Below are 18,882 nucleotides of genomic sequence, written 5' to 3'. Positions count from 1 at the left end.
TGCTAAAGGGCTTTGTTTACATCACAGAGATAATTACCGTTATAAAGCAATCCAGGTGGCTTTTAATTCGGTGTATTTATCAAATGCATGTAATGACTTATCGCGGCCATTGCCTGACTGCTTATAACCACCAAAAGGTGCGGTCATGTCGCCGCCATCGTAGTGATTAATCCACACCATACCACTGCGCAATGCTTTAGCGGTTTTATGTGCCTTGCTTAAGTTTGAGGTCCAAACCCCTGCGGCTAAACCGTAAATGGTGTCGTTAGCAATCTTAATCGCTTCTTCCATACCATCAAATTCGATTACCGATAATACCGGGCCAAAAATCTCTTCGCTGGCGATGCGCATGTCATTTTTAACATTACTGAAAATCGTTGGCTGCACATACATACCGCCCGTTTCTGCCATCACTTGCTTACCACCTGTCATTAATGTGGCACCTTGCTCGCTACCGGTTTTAATGTAGTTAAGCACATTAGTCAGTTGTTGTTGGTCAACCATCGCGCCACAGGTGGTCGCTGGGTCTAGTGGATGACCCGGTTGCCAGCCTTGCATTTCTTCAATGATAAGCTGAATTAATTCATCTTTTACGCCCGACTCAACCAGTAAACGCGAACCTGCGGTGCAGACTTCACCCTGGTTAAAAGCAATGGCGACGGCTGCGGCTTCTGCAGCGGCTTTTAAATCTGGCGCATCGTTAAACACAATATTAGGGCTCTTGCCACCCGCTTCTAACCACACGCGTTTCATGTTCGACTCGCCGGCATAAATCATCAGCTGTTTAGCAATTTTGGTTGAACCGGTAAACACCAACGTATCGACGTCCATGTGCAAGGCTAATGCTTTGCCCACGGTATGACCAAAACCAGGCAGTACGTTTAATACGCCTGCAGGAATACCCGCTTCGAGGGCTAATTGCGCCATACGAATAGCGGTTAATGGTGACTTTTCAGACGGTTTTAAAATGACACTATTACCCGTTGCAAGCGATGGTCCAAGCTTCCAGCAGGCCATAATCATTGGGAAGTTCCACGGTACAATCGCCGCGACAACACCTACCGCTTCGCGGGTGATCATGCCGATTTCGTTGTGTGCGGTTGGGGCAATTTCATCGTAAATTTTATCAATGGCTTCACCAGACCAACGAATTGCGCGTGCTGCGCCAACCACATCTACACCTTTTGAGTGTTGAATAGGTTTACCCATGTCTAACGTTTCAAGTAATGCCATTTCATCAGCGTTGGCTTCAAGTAAATCGGCAAACTTAATCATCACCTCTTTGCGCTTAACCGGCGGTAAATTAGCCCAGGTACCGGCTTCAAATACTTCACGAGCATTGGCAACAGCCGCATTTGCATCGACTAAGTCACAGCTAGCCACTTTAACTAATACGCGGCCATCGATTGGGCTAATACAATCAAAGGTGTCGCCAGACGCGGCTGATTGATATTTACCATTGATAAAGGCATTTCCGTTAATTTGCAAACTGGCTGCCAGTGCTTCCCAATCGCTACGACTTGTTGGAGTACTCATTGTGACCTCGAAATAATAAATGGATTGATAAGCATCGCGCCATGTGATGCCAAATAAGGATTTTTGTGTCGTTGCTTAATGAAAAATCGACACACTTACATTACTGAATATTGTCACCTGATGATGCTTAACAGCAAGCTGTTTTCAATATATTTTACAAAACAGGTACATTTAGTTTAAATAAATGCACAAAACGCTTTAACGTTCATTATTTTTGACATAGCATAGCAAATATTCGTCACTCATAATTTAACCATTATGAGATGAAACAACAACCCACTTGTTACCAATGCAGAGTCGAAATATGAGCGAATATCAGCACAAAGGAACTGGCGATTTATCGCAAACATGGCCAAATATGGATCATTATTGGATGCCGTTTACAGCCAATAAACAATTCAAAACCAATCCACGGTTATTAGTGTCGGCGCAAGGAATGTATTACACCGACATTGCAGGTAACAAGGTGCTCGATGCGACGGCGGGGTTATGGTGCTGTAATGCCGGCCATGGCAGAGCGGAAATATCCGAGGCCGTCAGTAAGCAAATTAACCAAATGGACTATGCGCCCTCGTTTCAAATGGGTCATCCACTGGCGTTTGAGTTAGCCCATAAATTGAGTCAAATGAGCCCTGATGGATTAGACCATGTGTTTTTTACCAATTCAGGCTCTGAATCAGTTGATACCGCCCTCAAAATGGCCCTTTGCTATCATCGTGCCAATGGCCAAGCGAGTCGTACACGCTTTATTGGCCGCGAACTGGGCTATCACGGCGTCGGCTTTGGCGGTATTTCTGTTGGCGGCATTAGTAATAATCGTAAAACCTTTAGCCAACAGCTGTTACAAGGTGTTGATCATCTTCCCCACACACTCGACATGGCTAATAATGCCTTTAGTCATGGCCTGCCGCCTCATGGTTTAGACAAAGCCGAAGTGCTTGAACAATTGATTACCTTACACGGCGCCGAAAACATTGCCGCCGTCATCGTTGAACCTATGTCTGGCTCTGCTGGGGTTATTTTACCGCCACAGGGATACCTTAAACGGTTGCGAGAAATCACCCAGAAATACGGTATTTTACTGATATTTGATGAAGTGATCACCGGTTTTGGCCGCCTAGGTGCCGCCTTTGCCAGTGAACGCTGGCAAGTCACCCCAGACATGATTACCACAGCGAAAGCCATTAACAATGGCGCGATCCCAATGGGCGCGGTATTTGTGAGTAATACCATTCACGACACCTGCATGGACGGCCCTGACGAATTAATAGAATTTTTCCATGGCTACACTTATTCGGGCCACCCTGTGGCTGCAGCGTCAGCGTTAGCAACCTTGTCTATTTATGAAAACGAACAGCTGTTTGAGCGCGCAAAAAATCTTGAAACTTACTTTGAGCAAGCTGTACACAGCCTCAAAGGTTTACCCAACGTGATTGATATTCGTAACACCGGACTAGTGGCAGGCATTCAATTTGCTCCGAGCGACAAAGGCGTGGGTAAACGCGGCTATGGCATATTTGACCATTGTTTTAGAAACGGCGCATTAGTTCGCGCAACGGCCGACATCATTGCACTGTCGCCGCCATTGATTATCGAGAAATCGCAAATAGATGACATGGTAAATCACCTTACCGATGCCATTCACGCTGTGGGATAACCCATTTAACAACAAGGACAGAGTTCATGCTTAATATCAGCCATTTTGTGAATGGGCAACACACCCAAGCAAGCCAACGTACACAAACAATTTACGACCCCGCCACAGGTGAAGCTCGTGGTCTCGTGTCATTAGCCAGTCAAGATGACGTAGCCATTGCCATTAGTGCTGCTAAAACCGCATTTGAAACCTGGTCACAAGTCACGCCACTGAATCGTGCTCGCGTGTTATTTAAATTTAAAGCGTTGGTGGAACAGCATGTCGATAAATTAGCCGAACTGATTACCCTGGAGCATGGCAAAGTGCTCGATGATGCCAAAGGCGAAATTACCAGAGGCTTAGAAGTGGTTGAGTTTGCCTGCGGTATTCCGCACTTATTAAAAGGTGAGCACACTCAGCAAGTGGGTGGTGGTGTTGATGCATGGTCGGTCAATCAAGCATTAGGAGTCGTGGCGGGGATTGCGCCGTTTAACTTCCCAGTGATGGTGCCCATGTGGATGTTCCCGATTGCCATTGCCTGTGGTAACACCTTTATTATGAAACCCTCAGAAAAAGACCCCAGCTCAGTGATGTTTATGGCCGAGTTACTTAAGCAAGCCGGGCTTCCTGATGGGGTATTTAATGTCGTTAATGGTGACAAAGAAGCGGTAGACGCTTTGCTCACCCACCCAGATATTAAAGCGGTTAGCTTTGTTGGCTCAACCCCTATTGCAGAGTATATCTATGCCACAGCATCAGCCCACGGCAAGCGAGTGCAAGCGTTGGGCGGTGCTAAAAATCACATGTTATTAATGCCTGATGCTGATTTAGATCAAGCTGTTAATGCATTAATGGGTGCAGCATATGGTAGTGCCGGTGAACGTTGCATGGCCATTTCGGTGGTATTGGCGGTGGGTGATATCGGCGACAAACTGGTCGATAAAATATTACCGCAGATTAGTGCATTAAAGGTCGGCAGCGGTATCACTCCAGAAATGGACATGGGACCGCTGATCTCGGCGCAGCATTTAGCCAAAGTACGTGACTATGTTGACGCTGGCATTAATGAGGGCGCTAAATTGGTTGTCGATGGCCGCAACATCAGCATCAGCGACCACCAGCAAGGTTACTTTTTAGGTGCATGTTTGTTTGACCATGTCACCCCACAAATGAGCATTTACCAACAAGAGATATTTGGCCCAGTGTTGGCCATTGTACGAGTAGACACCTATGGCGAAGCATTAGCGCTCATTAACCAACATGAGTTTGGTAATGGCACTGCAATATTTACTCAAAGCGGCCAGGCGGCGCGGCATTTTTGCCACCATGTTGAAGTGGGCATGGTTGGGGTGAATGTGCCAATCCCGGTGCCAATGGCTTTTCATAGCTTTGGCGGTTGGAAACGATCACTATTTGGTCCACTGCATATGCATGGCCCAGATGGCGTGCGTTTTTATACTAAACGCAAAGCCATTACTGCTCGTTGGCCGCAAGCAAAAGCCGACTCCAACGAGCCTTCGGCGTTCATTATGCCCACCATGAAATAAGGTCACATTATGAGTAAACACATTAGCGACATTACCTTATTTAGCGATCAAACTACCGAGGTTGAGTCGTACCGCTTAGCGGATGAAAAAAGAATCACGGGAAACCCGCTGCAATCGGTACAAAATCATTTTGAAAGCCCTTGTAAGCAATTTAACGTTGGCGTGTGGCAAAGTGAAGCTGGCAGCTGGAATGTGAGCTACAGCGAATATGAGTATTGCGATATTCTCGAAGGCTGCAGCATCATTACCGACAGTCAGGGCAACAGTTTAACGGTTAAGGCTGGTGATAAATTTGTTATTCCCGCAGGCTTTATCGGCACGTGGGAAGTGATTGAGCATTGTAAAAAAATCTACGTTATGTTTGAGCAACAACTTTAATAACCATAACGTTTAACCGCCATGCGGTACAGACAGAACCTAACGGTTTTGCTTCTGATAAGTGGCATTAGTGGTCGCAGGATAACTAAACACCAGCGACTGCATTTTATGTAAATGGAGATAATATCGTGTCGAAAACATTTAAAAGAACGCGAATTGCACTGTTAAGCGGATTAACATTATCAGCTACCCTACTGGCTCCGTTAGCGACGGCAGAAGTCTCTGGCGCAGTGAGCGTAACCAATGATTACCGCTTCCGTGGTGTATCACAAACCGCTGGCGACCCTGCGCTACAAGGCAATATCGATTGGAGCCATGACAGTGGCTTCTTTGTTGGCGCTTGGGGCAGTAACGTCGATTTTGACGAACCTGGCTACAACGGCCCTGACGTCGAAATTGATTTGTATGCCGGTTACTATGGTGAGATTAACGATGACACCAGCTATGACTTAACCTTGTACCGTTATAATTACCCTGGAGACAGCGAACTCGACTATTTAGAAGTGAGCGCAGGCATCGACTTTAATGGTTTTAGAGCCGCTTACTGGTTTACCAATGACTATGGTGGAAGTGATCAAGATCTACATTACACCGAAATAAACTATGGCTGGGAGTTTGCCGAAAACTGGAGCATAGATTTGCATTATGGCTACAACTTTGGCGACGCCATTGATGACGGCGAAGGCTTTGACAGCTACTCTGATTACTCTATTGGTGTATCAACTGAAGTACAGGGTTTCGGGCTGTCGGTTGCTTATTTAGACACTGACATTGACGGTGATAACGAAGTCAGTTCTGATCTGTATAAAAACACCGGCACATTATTAGCAAGCATTAGTTACTCGTTCTAATCGCAACGGTGAACCAGTCGAGTTTGTACTTATAAAAATAGACTCTGGTGAATATAAAAAAACCGCTTAAGTGCGGTTTTTTTATTTCCTAACCTTCTTAAACTGCCTATGTTCATAATCGATAATAATAGAAGCGTTAAAACAGTCCATTTTATAAATCGTTTTTGTAAGACTTAGACATCGCGCATAAATTTAAAAAAAATTGCATTGCATACCGCGCTTACGGGAGTATCTTACAATAATATAACACCTTAAATATGCGCTACAAAGGAGCGAACTATGGCTGATACCATCATTAAAATTTTGGTGATTGTTGGATTGATTTTTCTCGCGTATAAACTCATTTTTAGCAGCAGTAGTGGCTTAACCATTTTTGAAATGCATTTTAAAGACGGCAAGCTCAGCAACCATAAAGGCAAAATTCCAGAACGTTTTGAACGAGAAACCCGTGCCATTGCTAAATCAAACAAACTGACCTGCACCATTAGAGCGGAAAAGTCAGGCCATGTGCGCCTGCATGTTTCTGCCAACGTGGGTGATAATTTAACTCAGCAAATTCGTAATCAATTCCCGTTTGAGTATTACGATAAAAAACAGCAAGACTCATCAAAATTGAAAGGCTAGTCATGTTCAGCAGAAGCTGCCGGCCGTTAACAAAAAATGGACTCAATTGAGTCCATTTTTTGTTAACGATGCGAAGATTAATCGGCTTGCTTTGAAATCACTAAGGTCACCTGTGCAACGGTAACACCAAACTTAATAATGTCGCTTTTGTTAATAATGGTATTTGGGTCAACTAAAAACATCCAATCGTCAAAATGGACTTCATATTCACTGCCATCGACAGGCAATAGCATGTCGTAGCGCCAACGCAATGCGCTGCCACGCGATTCACCTTGCGCAATGCCTAAAATATCATTGGCTGTACCTTGGTATTGACCGTTGCCTTTATCGATAATGGTCCACACTCGGGTTTGTTTTTCACCATCATCATAGACAAACCACTCATTGATTACGCCTTGTTTACCTTGCGGCGTATCCTTCCATTGAGCTTCCATAACAACGGTAAACTTGCGGGTAACCTTGCCAGAAAAATCTTGTACGACACCAGCAGCCGTTAATTTGCCATCAAAAAACTGAGCTAAATCCAGCTTAGGATTGGTGTCGGCATAGTCGTCAATTGATGCAGATGAACACGACATTGCACCCAAGGCAAAAAGTACAAATATGGCGCTATGACGCAATGACTTTTTCCAGGTTGTGACGTTCAATAAATGGGTCAATTTAGATAACATAATTCAGCCTTAATCGTATTTAATTCATGCCAATGAGTTGCTGGCGCAGTTTAGGGCGGCTGGTGTTTTCGGATAACCAAATCGCCAAAAAGTCAGCAGGGAACTGCACATTACTCACTTGAAAATAGGGTTTATCATTAAATAAAAACTCAGCTTGAGTGGCCGTATTGACCATAAAGGTTAATCGGTCACCCTCTTTCACATCGGGCCATGCTTTGGCTAATTGTTCGCGATACTCATTAATTTGTTGTTCAGGTATCCCTAAGTGTTGCCATTGGTCGACGGTGGCATCAATTAAATCTTCTGCTTCAATATTACGGTGATATTCAATCTCAAGTTTTAACGGCAATTGATTAGCCTGATATTTACCGTCTCTTGAGTACAGCTTGGCACTGTAGATGTCGAACCACATCATGCTCATACTCGCCGACCCGACCTGACGCATGGTTAAATTGGATGATGATTGCTCAGGTGTTGATAGCTCTGATGTTGATAGCTCTGATGTTGATAAAAGAAACGCTTGAGTATTATTGCTCGCTGTCGCATCTTGATTTGCCATCGCATCACCCATGCTCAGGGTCAAAATAACCATGACGACAGTGGCACCGACTACGCCAAACAGTAACTCCACCAGCCATTGATAAGCACTGCGGGTAACATTAACCGCCTCATTTACCGTTTTCATTGCCGACTCTCCTGAGTAAGATCCGCAGTGTATTCACCGCGACTTATTAACAACAATACGGGAAACAACACACTCCAGATCACTAGCAGCACAATGCCACTGACCCATTGCCCATGTGGTAATAACACTGCACCAAATTCTGCACCTGCAACATAACTTAAGGTACCGAACACACCGCCAAACAGGGCTTGCCAAAACACAGGAACCTTTTGAAAAAACACTAGGCTGTATCTGAGGCTTAATGCAAATGCGAGCCAAAGCAGTGCTAGCCAATATGGTGTCTCGGCAAACACAAATACGCCAAACAAGGTTAATGCGGTATCGACACTCATGCCAATCACTGCACACAGACACATAAGCTGCAGATCTTGTCGTGGCGCTTGAGATAAAAGAAAATGACCCAGTATGAGTAAAATAGACAATAAAACAAGCTGGTTACCGGCAAGCACTCCGGCCCACCACACCAATTGAAAAGATAACGCATTTAGGAAGATAAATAGCTTTGGATTAGGCATAACTACCTCGTCGCACAAGCAAGGTTGCTCGCAGGATGCGAGCAACGCATAAGGGACATTATTACAGGCGGTATAGTGGTCTTACTGCAACTAAATGCACCGTACTGGTTGTGCGCTCTAAAAAGCCACCTTCACAGTAACTTAAGTAGAACTTCCACATGCGAATAAAATCATCACCGTAGTTTAAGGCTTTAATCTTGTCGTAAGCCGCATCAAAATTTTCATGCCAGTGCTTTAATGTACGAGCATAGTCTTTGCCCATATCACTCACAGACCAGGTGACCATGTCAGTCTTTTTGGCAATGTGTTTGGTCATTTCACTAACCGAAGGCAGACAACCGCCGGGAAAAATATAACGCTGAATAAAATCAACACTTTTACGGTAGCTATTGTAGCGCTGGTCGGCAATGGTAATGGCCTGAATGAGCATACGCCCATTAGGTTTTAATAAGTGTTGTAACTTTTCAAAAAAACCACCCAAGTATTCATGCCCCACCGCTTCAATCATTTCAATCGATACTACGCGGTCATATTCACCGGTGAGCAGTCGATAGTCTTGTTTAAGCAAAGTGATCTTGTCTTCTAGGCCTTCTTGCTTAACGCGTGCTACGGCATAGTCATATTGCGCATCTGAAATCGTTGTGGTTGTGACATTCACGCCAAAATGCTTGGCTGCATATATCGCGAGTGCGCCCCAACCTGTGCCAACTTCTAATAGTGTTTGCCCAGGCGTTAAATCCAAACGTTCGCAAATGGTGTGCAACTTATGGATTTGCGCCTCATCCAAAGTGCTGTCGTCAGCCGGGTATAACGCACTTGAGTACATCATTTCTGGGTCTAAAAACTGCTGATACATGTCATTACCTAAATCGTAATGCGCCAAAATATTGCGTTTAGAACCCGCTTCAGAATTTCGATTTAATACATGCTTTAAACGGCTAACACCATTACTTAACCATGAAAAATAACGCTCAATGTTGTCGAGTAATGCTAGATTGCGCGCAAACACTTGCACGACTTTGGTTAAATCTGGGCTGCACCAGTGACCTTGAATATAGGCTTCACCGGCACCAATTGAGCCACCAAACACTACCTGACGGTAAAAATTAGGGTGCATGACTTGCATCGTTGCATGGATATCACTTTTAATATCGCCAAACTCTTCCGTCTGGTTGCCGTCAACAATCGTTAAATGACCTTCTGCAAGATGTGCGAGTGCACGTAATAAAATTTTTCTTGCCAGACTGTCTGATAAACCAGCTTGAGCCATGCTATTTTCTGTGGCTGTATTTTCCATTTTTTGTCTCCAGTTCATCACTGCGTAGGCTATATCACCTTATTCACAGTCAATACGTTGCGTCAGTCCATTTGGTTTACAATTGTTTTGCTGACTTGTTAACCATGTTGATTAGATGGCTTTGTCGGCTGCTTACTCACAAAGGGAATACGTTTAACAAATAGCTTGAGTGCTTGCCAGTAAATACCCAACATAATGCTGGCTGTCATGAGCGGAAAATGCAGCATAAACTGCCGCACACTTTTCGCACTTATGTCTTGGCGTTTAAGTACCACCCCTGCATCAAATAATTTATCGTTGTTGGCGTTGCGATTTTCAATAGTCACCTTTAAAAACTTAGCGGGCGCGGTAATTCGCCATAAATAGTGCATGTCTAAATTCATAAATGGTGAAACATGGAACACCTTGTCGGTATGAGTGGTATTGGCGATGTCGACAAGATAACAATGGCGTTCATTCCAGGGTGTGTTGCTCACTTCTGCCAACATATAAACCATTTCGTCATGGTGATAACAAAAGTAAAAATTAACGGGACTAAAATAAAGACCACAATGGCGAATTTGTCCCGAAAAAATCACTCTGTCACATTGCAGGCTCGCGCCTAAATGCTTAATTGTGGCTAATACCCGTTGCTTTAACGCCCGAGCGTCATTGCCATGACAAGCAGTAGGTAAAACTAACGCGTTAGAAAATTGCTTATCCAATTCATTTAAATAATCGCTAGGCTTAAATTTTAATGGTGTAAATCGATCTGTCGAAAAGAGTTTACTGGTCGCGCATATGGCATCCACTTCGTCTAAATCAATCGCCATCATCGCCAACTTGTAGCCAAAACTGTGCACTTTAGGCACATGGCGACGATGGCTGACAGTGCCAGTATAAATACCGCTATGTAAGCTCTGTGGCGATGAAGTTAGCGTCATAAAGCGATCCCAAATAAATTACACACGTCGACAGCACTGCGCACGCCATCTTCATGAAAACCATTGTGCCAATAGGCACCCGCATAATAAGTATGACGTTTACCATTGATTAGCGATTTTTTAGCTTGTGATTTCATGCTGGCATCATTAAACACCGGGTGCGCATAATTAAATTTACGCAAAATTTTTGATTCGTCAATCAAATCAGTTTGATTGAGTGTCACACAAAATGTAGGTGCGTCTTTGGGTAGGCACTGCAAGATATTCATGTTGTAGGTCACGCTTGCTGGACGCTGAGCGATATCTAACTCATTTTCACCATCGAGGCGATAGTTCCAACTGGCCCAGGCCGCTTTGCGCTTTGGCAATACGTTAATGTCGGTGTGTAACACCACTTCATTATTTTGATAGGCCATCGGCGCTAATATTTCTGTTTCATCCTGGCTTGGGTCGGTTAGCATGGCAAGTGCTTGATCGCTATGGCACGTCAATACCACATCATCAAACTGTTGCCACTCACCATTTAAGACTTGAATTTGCACGCCATCGTCATTGCGCTTAATCCCTGTCACCGGCGAATTAAGGTGTATACGCTCTTTAAACGGCGCGGTTAATGCCGGAATATAACTGCGTGAGCCGCCTTCAAGCACATACCATTGTGGGCGGTCGTTAATGTTGAGCAAACCGTGGTGTTGAAAAAATCGAATAAAAAATCGTAGTGAAAAGCCACGCATATCGTCAATGCTGGCCGACCAAATCGCGGCGCCCATTGGCAAGATGTAATGCTCACAAAAAAAGGCAGAAAAATCATTTTGATCAAGGTATTCACCCAGCGTGGTGCTTGGGTATTTGTCAGCTTCGTAAATCGCTTTACAGCCATTATTAAAACGCACTATTTCGCCAAGGAATTTGTAAAAACTGGGGCGAAATAAATTACGACGCTGGGCAAACAAACTCCATAAATTATGGCCGTTATATTCAAGTCCAGTAATGGCATTATTAACGCTAAAGCTCATCTCTGTCGGCATAGACTTAACATTGAGTTGTGCCATGAGCTTTTCAAAACGAGGGTAAGTGCGGTCGTTAAAGACAATAAAACCGGTATCAATCGCGTATTGCTTACCAGCAACTTCAACATCTACAGTGGCGGTATGGCCACCAATATAATCGTTAGCCTCAAAAACAGTCACCTTATGTTGACGGCTCAATAAGTGTGCGCAAGTTAAGCCTGAAATGCCTGTACCAATCACGGCGATGTTTTTCATTTAATAATCCTTGGAGTACGCTATCAAATCATTTTCAGAGTAATTTATTAACTGATTAATTAGACTTTTTTGCCAATAAAGACACTAACAATGACTCGGGTAATAGTGACGCTAATTTAAGTAACCAGGTAAATTTACCTGGAAAGTGAATTTCTTTTCGCTGATTGCTCATGCCGTTAAAAATCGCCACTGCGGCTTGCTGGGCTGTAATTTGCATTGGCATCGCAAAATCATTTTTATCGGTGAGTGGCGTTTTAACAAATCCTGGGCAAATCACGCTAACGCCAATATCGTGTTCGGCTAAGTCAACCCGTAAACTGCGGCCTAAATAACTAATCGCGGCTTTTGATGCGCCATACGCTTCAGCGCGAGGAAACGGTAAATAGGTTGCGCTTGAACTCATTAATCCAAGCTGTGCGCCACTGCTGAGTAACGGTAAAAAATGCTCCAGACAATAGCCCGTCGCAACCACATTGGTGTTAATTACCCGCGCAAATAATGCTGAGTCAAAATGCAATGCATCGTCGATGTACTCACAACTGCCGGCATTGAGTATCACTTGCTGTAGCTGCCAGTGATTATCAAGCAGTAACTGCTTAAGCTCAGTCGCTGCCACTTGCACTTGGGCATTGTCGGTAATATCAAACTCAAGCGCGGTAGCACCGTTGATTTTTTGCAGTGCATCGCGATTACGGCCACAGGCAATAACCGCCATGCCTTTGCTGATATAGTGTTCAGCTAACGCCAAACCAATGCCGGAGCTGGCGCCAGTAATTAATACAGCAGGTGATTTTGCGATTGTCATGACCATTATTTTGCTGCTCTGTTTTTTAGCAATCCGATTAAACCGCCTAAAAAAGGCACTTGCTCATAAAGCATTTGACCTAAATCAAAGTAGTCTCGGTGAGCGTAAATTTTGTCATCAAATTTAAGCTGCGACATGCCTTCAACGTGGATTGTTTGACCTTTATTAAGCTTGGGATGCGAATAAGCCATAGTCCAATACAATGCTGCCTGGCTGCTGTTATGGCTCACTACCACCTCGTTAATATCAAACTCGATGTGAGTGACATTAAGGTACATATTGGCAAAATATTGAATGAGATCGTTAATACCACTAACTTGATGCATGGGGTCGCGAAACATAATGTCGTCTCGATACACTTGGCGCAGTAAAAACAAATTATCTTTATTAAGCTGCTGATACATATCAATAAAGGCATCAACAATAGCAGGATGACCATTACTAGGGCTGGTATTTTCGCCCTTTAACGGTTTTGATGAAATATCAACTATCGACTGTGCGCTTTGCATTAACAGACTCCTATTACGCCATTACGGTACCTTAAGCAAACACATATACAACAATGCCTTATATCACAATAAGATAAAAGTGTTTCATGCAGCTAAAGCAATACTAATTCAATTATGAGTTGATACGAAATAAGGCAAAATGCAGATCACTATGGTAGGTAAAAAGCAAAACGCCCAAGCTAAGCTTGGGCGTTTGTCATTCAATGGCTCAACAAAACAAATTAATAGCCGGTTTTTGCTACCGGTTGCCAATGTTTATCGACCTCTTCTTTAATAAAGGCTTGTTTCGCTTTAATGGCGTCAGCTTCAATAAATCCGATGGCTGCGTGGGCTTTTTCTTTGGTGCTGTAATCTGGATACTCCACTTTTTCAACCGAAAGTTGATTCAACACTCTGGCTAATGCTTCACGGCCATACGTAATCTGCTCGGTTGCCATGTCGAGTAATGCAACACCTTCTTTAGGGTTATGAGCATATAAACCGTGCGATGCCATAGCAAAGTCCCAGCGCCACTGTGCATGACGAATCGCCATAATCGAATCGTTCATTTGTGGCCATGTTGCCCCGGCATCCCATGCCGCTTTCGCTTCATAATGTGCCTGAACTAATAAAGACTCTACGTTACGTGCTTTGGCTTCAATATTGGCTTTGGTTTTATCGAGCTTTTTCACCATGGCTGCTTTACTGCTGTGACAACTGGCACAGGTTTGCTCAAAGTTATCCATGGCACCTGCCACTTTATGATCGGTAAACGTATTACCCTGGGCATCTTTTGTTGCTGGCATATGGCAAGTAATACACGTTACGCCTTTTTTAGCATGAGTAGAGCGGCTCCAATGCTCAAATTCAGGATGACGAGCTTTTAAAATTGGTGTTTTTGAAATCGGGTGGATCCATTCATAAAATCGACGAGTATCGTAATATTTTTCAATGTCATCAGCGGTGCTGCCGAAAATCCAAGGGATATTAACCTTGTTACTTTTCTCGGGTTGGAAGTAATACGTCACATGACATTGACCGCATACCTGTGCACCTTGCATGGTGGTGTCTTGTTTATCAAATGGCAGTTTAATTTTTGCCATCGCATCTTGTGCATGTGGGCGCGGTAATGCCAGTTTTTCACTGCCGTCAACATGACAGTCACTGCAATACACCACAGATTTTATCTCGCGGCCTAAATCAACAAAGTTAGCCCCTGAATACCCTTCGATACCCATTTCTTTCATTAATCTGGGTGCATCTGGGGTTTTACAGGTCCAGCAACTGGCCGATAAGCCTTTATCACCTTCAGCAATTGCCACACCGGTACGTAGAGTATGAGTGACGTCGGCAACCGCAAACTGGTGGCCACGCGGGCTATGATACTCTTTAGCAAAAGATGAACCGGCCCATAAAATAATGCTGGCAGGGTATTGCGCCAACATGTCTTCACGCCCTTCTTGCTCAACCGTTGCCTGCCAAGAGTCAAACTGATTAGGAAACTTAATTTGGTTTGGATCGACCTCTGCGCTTTGCAAAGACCAAGATGTCAGGGTTAATAATGCCAACCCAGTAGCAAGCACTATCAGCCCAAGCTTACTGCGTAGTGGACGAGAAGTTTTCATCATTACTTCTACTAGTAAATTAATCATACAGTTTGCCTTTCACCAGAAATCATCGATATAAATTGAACATTACCCAGGACGACCATCGAGTCGAGGACGCATTAAAATAGGCGCATAAAACCACACAAACATCCCAAAGCCGATAAACCAAAACATCCCAGCAATCCATAACCACATTTGGGTGTGCTCTGGCATGAATAACGGCATTATTGCCCTAAACACGGCGGCTAACGCGATGCTCAAAAAGGCTAATGTCATATTAGGGCCTTGATAAATATTACGGCTAGTGTGGCCCAGTGATACGCGCGAGATCATCGATAAACACAATGCTGCAATACCGCCCACTGCAAAAAGATGTAATAGCGTGCGATAGGCATATTCGTTATTAATATTGATTGCCATCAAAATAAGCGTGATAGGCAAAGATAAATACGCTAAATGCAAAGACCAGAGCATGGGTTCTTTTAGCGTTTTATGTGCTTGCCAACGAGCAAAACGAATAAGGTGTAATCCACCAGCAACTGCCAGTAATATCTGCTCAATCCCTTTCGGAAGCCAGTGACTTACAGCTTGTATAAACAATATTCCCATCGTCAATAATAACGTGTTTTCTAATATACTAATGGGATCTGGCTTCGGTTGTTGAATACGCATTGCAGTAAAAAATGGAATGACTCGGCCACCTACAATGGTGATGATCATGGCGACCCACCAAATCATTCCCTGCCATAGCTGAGTTGAAAGTGAAAAATCGCGTTGATACAGCGCATAATAACTGACGAGATTAACCACGAGAGCCACCACTAGCAGCAATGGAAAACCAATATTACGCCATTGTTTTACCGGGTAAATACAGCGCCACAATGCCAACGCACTCAAGCCTAAAAATAAGCTGTCGAATAAGGCTGGAAGCACTAATGGAATATTCATTGGCAGAAGCAGCATTAATCGAGCAATGAGCCAGCATGCAAATGTCAGCATCAAACTGCGGCCTTTAATCGTCGGTTGATTAGTCCATGCCTGCACTGCGGTCAGTAAAAAACCACACACGATGGCCATGGCAAAACCAAACAGCATTTCATGCGGGTGCCACCATAACGGCACCACATTGGCCCAAAACTCACTGTTAAATAAACTGTATTGCGGCGTAAACCAGCCCATTAACCATAGCGGAATGTACAACGCAGCCAAAACAGCACCGCCAAGGAAAAATGGCCTAAAGCCTAAACGCCAGATCGCAGGGGTGTTATCAATTTCAGCAGGGTCATCAATATTTAGCATAAGCAGCACACTCGTTTAATGAGTTAAAAGCATAAGACTTAAACATGTATAAGATTTAAACATGCATAAGACTTAAACATGTATAACATATAAATCTTTAATTGAGGCCATTGTATGCTGCCCAATACATTACTTCAATCATTCCCCTTAGCTAATGCAAACTAAGCTGGCCATACTGTGATCTAACGCAAAAAAGCCAACACCGATTTCGGTGTTGGCTTTTATTTATCGTGCTAAAAAAAATTAAAGAAAACGCTAGTTAACCGCGCTTGAGTGCACTCAATACTTCAATGGCTCTTAAGCGTGCCATTTTGTGTTCCACAATTGGCTTGGGATAACCCTGGTTGTCCGGTTGAGCAAATAAATCATTCACGTTAACCGATTTAGGCTCATGGATATCTTTAATCGACCACCGGGCAATTTCAGGAATATAACGCTTAATAAAGCTGGTGTCTGGGTCAAATTTACTGCTTTGCATCATCGGATTAAACACCCTAAAGTAGGGCTGAGCATCGCAACCGGTTCCGGCAGACCATTGCCAACCACCATTATTAGACGCTAAATCACCGTCAATCAGTTGTTGCCTAAAGTAGCGTTCGCCCCAACGCCAATCGACCAATAAATGCTTGGTTAAAAAGCTCGCTACCACCATGCGTAAACGATTGTGCATCCAACCCGTTTGATTTAATTGACGCATCGCGGCGTCCACTATCGGGTAACCGGTTTGGCCATCACACCAGGCCTTAAACTCTTGTGGATCATTGCGCCACACAATGCCATCGCCCAACTCGTTAAAGTTATGCTCCATCGACAACCGTGGAAAAGCCACCAGCAAATGACGATAAAACTCACGCCATATCAATTCGTTCAGCCAGGTTTTAGCAGGGCTGGTATCGTCAACTAACGCCTCTGGATAACGCGCTAGAATTGCCGCGACACACTGGCGTGAGCTAATAATACCAAGCGCTAAAAAAGGCGACAAACGACTGGTGCCGTCAAGCGCAGGGAAGTCTCTTTCTGCCTGATAGTCAGCCACTTGGTTTACTAAAAACTGATCTAATATTCGTTTGGCTGCGCCCTCGCCTGCAGTCCATTGCTCGCTGCTACGTTTAGCACAATTAAATTCAATATTGGCAGGCAATGTTAATGACGCTGCGACGGGAGCAGGTGCTGCAACTGGTAATATGGCTTTTTGGCTGGCGATACTTTTCCACTTTTTGGCAAATGGCGTAAACACCTTGTACATGTCGCCAGACAGGTTAAGCACGTCTCCGGCAGCAAATACACAATCTTGATTGATTAATGTCAGCGGCACACCATGTTCAATTAATTGCGCATCACGGCGACGCTCATTAATTTCAGGTTCGCTGCCAGCAAACACAGCATCAATATTGTGCTGCTGTAAATAGTCATTTAACGCGGCGTGAGTATCACTAAACAATTGCAAATGAATGACATCTAAAGCAATACCTAAAGCGGCAAGCGACTGAGCTAACAAATTAACGTGACGCTCTATAAAATCAATTTGTATTGGCGCAACATCATGCTGCGCCCATTGCGACGGCGTCACAATATATAACGCTCTCACCTGACCTTGATGTTGTTTGGCAAACTCACAAGCAGCCACTAAAGCAGGGTTATCTGCAACTCGCAAATCTTGCCTAAACCACATCAGGCTATTCATATTACTCATTAATACTCGACCTAGTAGGCATAACGAAGCTTAAGCGCTTCAGGATGCGGATTTAAATACACTTGCTCTTGAATATACGGTGTATGAAATTCACGTACATAGTGGTTAATTAAGGTAATAGGTACTAATAAAGGCAATAATCCCTGGCGGTATTTTAAAATCGATTCGCTCAATTCTTCTTTTTGATCTGCACTTAATTGCTTCTTAAAATAACCTTGAATATGTTGCAATGTGCTGGTGTGATTTTTACGCGTCGCAATAATTTTTAACGCCGTCATAAAGCCTTCGAAATACTGCTGCGCCGTTTGTTCTAGATCTTGGATGTCGGCTAATATTGGACCTAACTCGCGATACCATTTAGGGCTATGCGCCATTAGCAAGTATTTATAACGCGAATGAAACTGCATTAGTTTGTGTTTAGTTAGCCCAGACTGGTTCATTTTTTTCCAATCGTTGTAAGCAAATACGCGAGTAAAAAAGTTTTCTCGGATTGGTAGATCGTGTAAACGCCCTTCTTCTTCTACTGGCAAAAACGGGTAACGTTCCATTAATATTTTTGCAAAAACACCAACGCCTGTCTTACTGCCGTTATTAGTGCCAATTTTATATTCGGTTACGCGCTCCATTCCGCAGGTTGGCGACTTTGCACATAAAATATAACCGCCTAGGTAGTCGAGCTCTTCTACTTTGCTTCGAGAATATTCATTAAGCTTATCAGTCACGTCTAACGAACCATCAGCACTTCTAATGTGCACAATGTCGCCGTCGCGAATTTGACGAATACTTTTGCGTGGTGCGCCCATGCCAATCGCCATTTCTGGGCAAACAGTGGTGTATTCAAAAAAAGGTTCAATTTCTTGTTTACAGTAATAAGAGTTTTTATGGCCGCCATCAAAACGAACTTGATTGCCCAATAAGCAGCTGCTGATCCCAATTTGGATTTTTTCTGGCACAAATGTGACTGTATCTGGCATTTATAATACTCCTGAGACCGAATTGATTTTGCCTGTTTTCAAGCAAATCATACCCACTTATTGTGGGTTTAATGTTTCATAATACGAA

At 43.8% G+C, this 18,882-nt stretch carries 18 protein-coding genes; 5 read left to right on the top strand and 13 right to left on the bottom strand.

The annotated features are described in order from the left end of the window. Positions 1–39: 39 nt before the first annotated feature. Positions 40–1,536 carry an aldehyde dehydrogenase gene (locus tag AC19MX_RS06155; RefSeq protein ID WP_432399386.1) on the bottom strand — a complete coding sequence of 499 codons (1,497 nt, stop codon included), beginning with the start codon at positions 1,534–1,536 and terminating at the stop codon, positions 40–42. A gap of 304 nt (positions 1,537–1,840) precedes the next feature. Between AC19MX_RS06155 and aptA the strand changes: the two genes are divergently transcribed. From aptA to AC19MX_RS06130, 5 genes are all read left to right on the top strand, one after another. Continuing rightward, the gene (aptA, locus tag AC19MX_RS06150; RefSeq protein ID WP_498297079.1) at positions 1,841–3,193 is read left to right on the top strand and encodes an omega-aminotransferase AptA; all 1,353 of its coding nucleotides are present in this window, start codon (positions 1,841–1,843) and stop codon (positions 3,191–3,193) included. Positions 3,194–3,219: 26 nt separating this feature from the next. Next, on the top strand, positions 3,220–4,719 hold the full coding sequence (locus AC19MX_RS06145; RefSeq protein ID WP_498297077.1) for a CoA-acylating methylmalonate-semialdehyde dehydrogenase: 1,500 nt from the start codon (positions 3,220–3,222) through the stop codon (positions 4,717–4,719). Positions 4,720–4,728: 9 nt separating this feature from the next. Continuing rightward, positions 4,729–5,097 carry a cupin domain-containing protein gene (locus tag AC19MX_RS06140; protein WP_498297075.1) on the top strand — a complete coding sequence of 123 codons (369 nt, stop codon included), beginning with the start codon at positions 4,729–4,731 and terminating at the stop codon, positions 5,095–5,097. Positions 5,098–5,225: 128 nt separating this feature from the next. Next, entirely contained in the window at positions 5,226–5,948 is a 723-nt protein-coding gene (locus tag AC19MX_RS06135) for a TorF family putative porin (RefSeq protein ID WP_498297073.1), read from the top strand. A gap of 279 nt (positions 5,949–6,227) precedes the next feature. Beyond that, positions 6,228–6,572 carry a DUF3634 family protein gene (locus tag AC19MX_RS06130; protein WP_432399391.1) on the top strand — a complete coding sequence of 115 codons (345 nt, stop codon included), beginning with the start codon at positions 6,228–6,230 and terminating at the stop codon, positions 6,570–6,572. A gap of 77 nt (positions 6,573–6,649) precedes the next feature. Here AC19MX_RS06130 and AC19MX_RS06125 read toward each other — a convergent pair whose 3' ends face one another. The 12 genes from AC19MX_RS06125 to AC19MX_RS06070 form a co-directional block, all read right to left on the bottom strand. Beyond that, entirely contained in the window at positions 6,650–7,150 is a 501-nt protein-coding gene (locus tag AC19MX_RS06125; RefSeq protein ID WP_498297255.1) for a DUF3833 domain-containing protein, read from the bottom strand. 112 nt (positions 7,151–7,262) lie between these two features. Beyond that, the gene (locus AC19MX_RS06120; RefSeq protein ID WP_432399392.1) at positions 7,263–7,928 is read right to left on the bottom strand and encodes a chalcone isomerase family protein; all 666 of its coding nucleotides are present in this window, start codon (positions 7,926–7,928) and stop codon (positions 7,263–7,265) included. Further along, the gene (locus tag AC19MX_RS06115; protein WP_498297071.1) at positions 7,925–8,443 is read right to left on the bottom strand and encodes a DUF2878 domain-containing protein; all 519 of its coding nucleotides are present in this window, start codon (positions 8,441–8,443) and stop codon (positions 7,925–7,927) included. Before AC19MX_RS06115 ends, AC19MX_RS06120 begins: the two co-directional genes overlap by 4 nt. A 61-nt stretch (positions 8,444–8,504) precedes the next feature. Further along, on the bottom strand, positions 8,505–9,740 hold the full coding sequence (locus tag AC19MX_RS06110) for a class I SAM-dependent methyltransferase (RefSeq protein ID WP_498297069.1): 1,236 nt from the start codon (positions 9,738–9,740) through the stop codon (positions 8,505–8,507). Positions 9,741–9,838: 98 nt separating this feature from the next. Then, positions 9,839–10,663: a DUF1365 domain-containing protein gene (locus tag AC19MX_RS06105; RefSeq protein ID WP_498297067.1), complete on the bottom strand. Its 825-nt coding sequence runs from the start codon at positions 10,661–10,663 to the stop codon at positions 9,839–9,841. Then, positions 10,660–11,928 (bottom strand): NAD(P)/FAD-dependent oxidoreductase, encoded by a 1,269-nt coding sequence (locus AC19MX_RS06100; RefSeq protein ID WP_498297065.1) that lies wholly within the window; start codon positions 11,926–11,928, stop codon positions 10,660–10,662. Before AC19MX_RS06100 ends, AC19MX_RS06105 begins: the two co-directional genes overlap by 4 nt. 55 nt (positions 11,929–11,983) lie before the next feature. Continuing rightward, positions 11,984–12,739 (bottom strand): SDR family NAD(P)-dependent oxidoreductase, encoded by a 756-nt coding sequence (locus AC19MX_RS06095; protein WP_498297063.1) that lies wholly within the window; start codon positions 12,737–12,739, stop codon positions 11,984–11,986. Further along, the gene (locus AC19MX_RS06090) at positions 12,739–13,137 is read right to left on the bottom strand and encodes a nuclear transport factor 2 family protein (RefSeq protein ID WP_498297253.1); all 399 of its coding nucleotides are present in this window, start codon (positions 13,135–13,137) and stop codon (positions 12,739–12,741) included. The genes AC19MX_RS06095 and AC19MX_RS06090 overlap by 1 nt, the downstream gene beginning before the upstream one ends. A 326-nt stretch (positions 13,138–13,463) precedes the next feature. Continuing rightward, the gene (locus AC19MX_RS06085) at positions 13,464–14,873 is read right to left on the bottom strand and encodes an ammonia-forming cytochrome c nitrite reductase subunit c552 (RefSeq protein WP_498297062.1); all 1,410 of its coding nucleotides are present in this window, start codon (positions 14,871–14,873) and stop codon (positions 13,464–13,466) included. A 42-nt stretch (positions 14,874–14,915) separates the two neighbouring features. Further along, entirely contained in the window at positions 14,916–16,127 is a 1,212-nt protein-coding gene (locus AC19MX_RS06080; RefSeq protein WP_498297061.1) for an NnrS family protein, read from the bottom strand. 259 nt (positions 16,128–16,386) lie between these two features. Then, on the bottom strand, positions 16,387–17,820 hold the full coding sequence (phrB, locus tag AC19MX_RS06075) for a deoxyribodipyrimidine photo-lyase (protein ID WP_498297059.1): 1,434 nt from the start codon (positions 17,818–17,820) through the stop codon (positions 16,387–16,389). Between the two features lie 11 nt (positions 17,821–17,831). Next, positions 17,832–18,794 (bottom strand): YbgA family protein, encoded by a 963-nt coding sequence (locus AC19MX_RS06070; RefSeq protein WP_498297057.1) that lies wholly within the window; start codon positions 18,792–18,794, stop codon positions 17,832–17,834. Positions 18,795–18,882 lie beyond the last annotated feature (88 nt).

It is taken from the genome of Shewanella sp. MF05956, from assembly GCF_059758055.1.
This window is presented reverse-complemented; position numbering and strand designations above follow the sequence as displayed.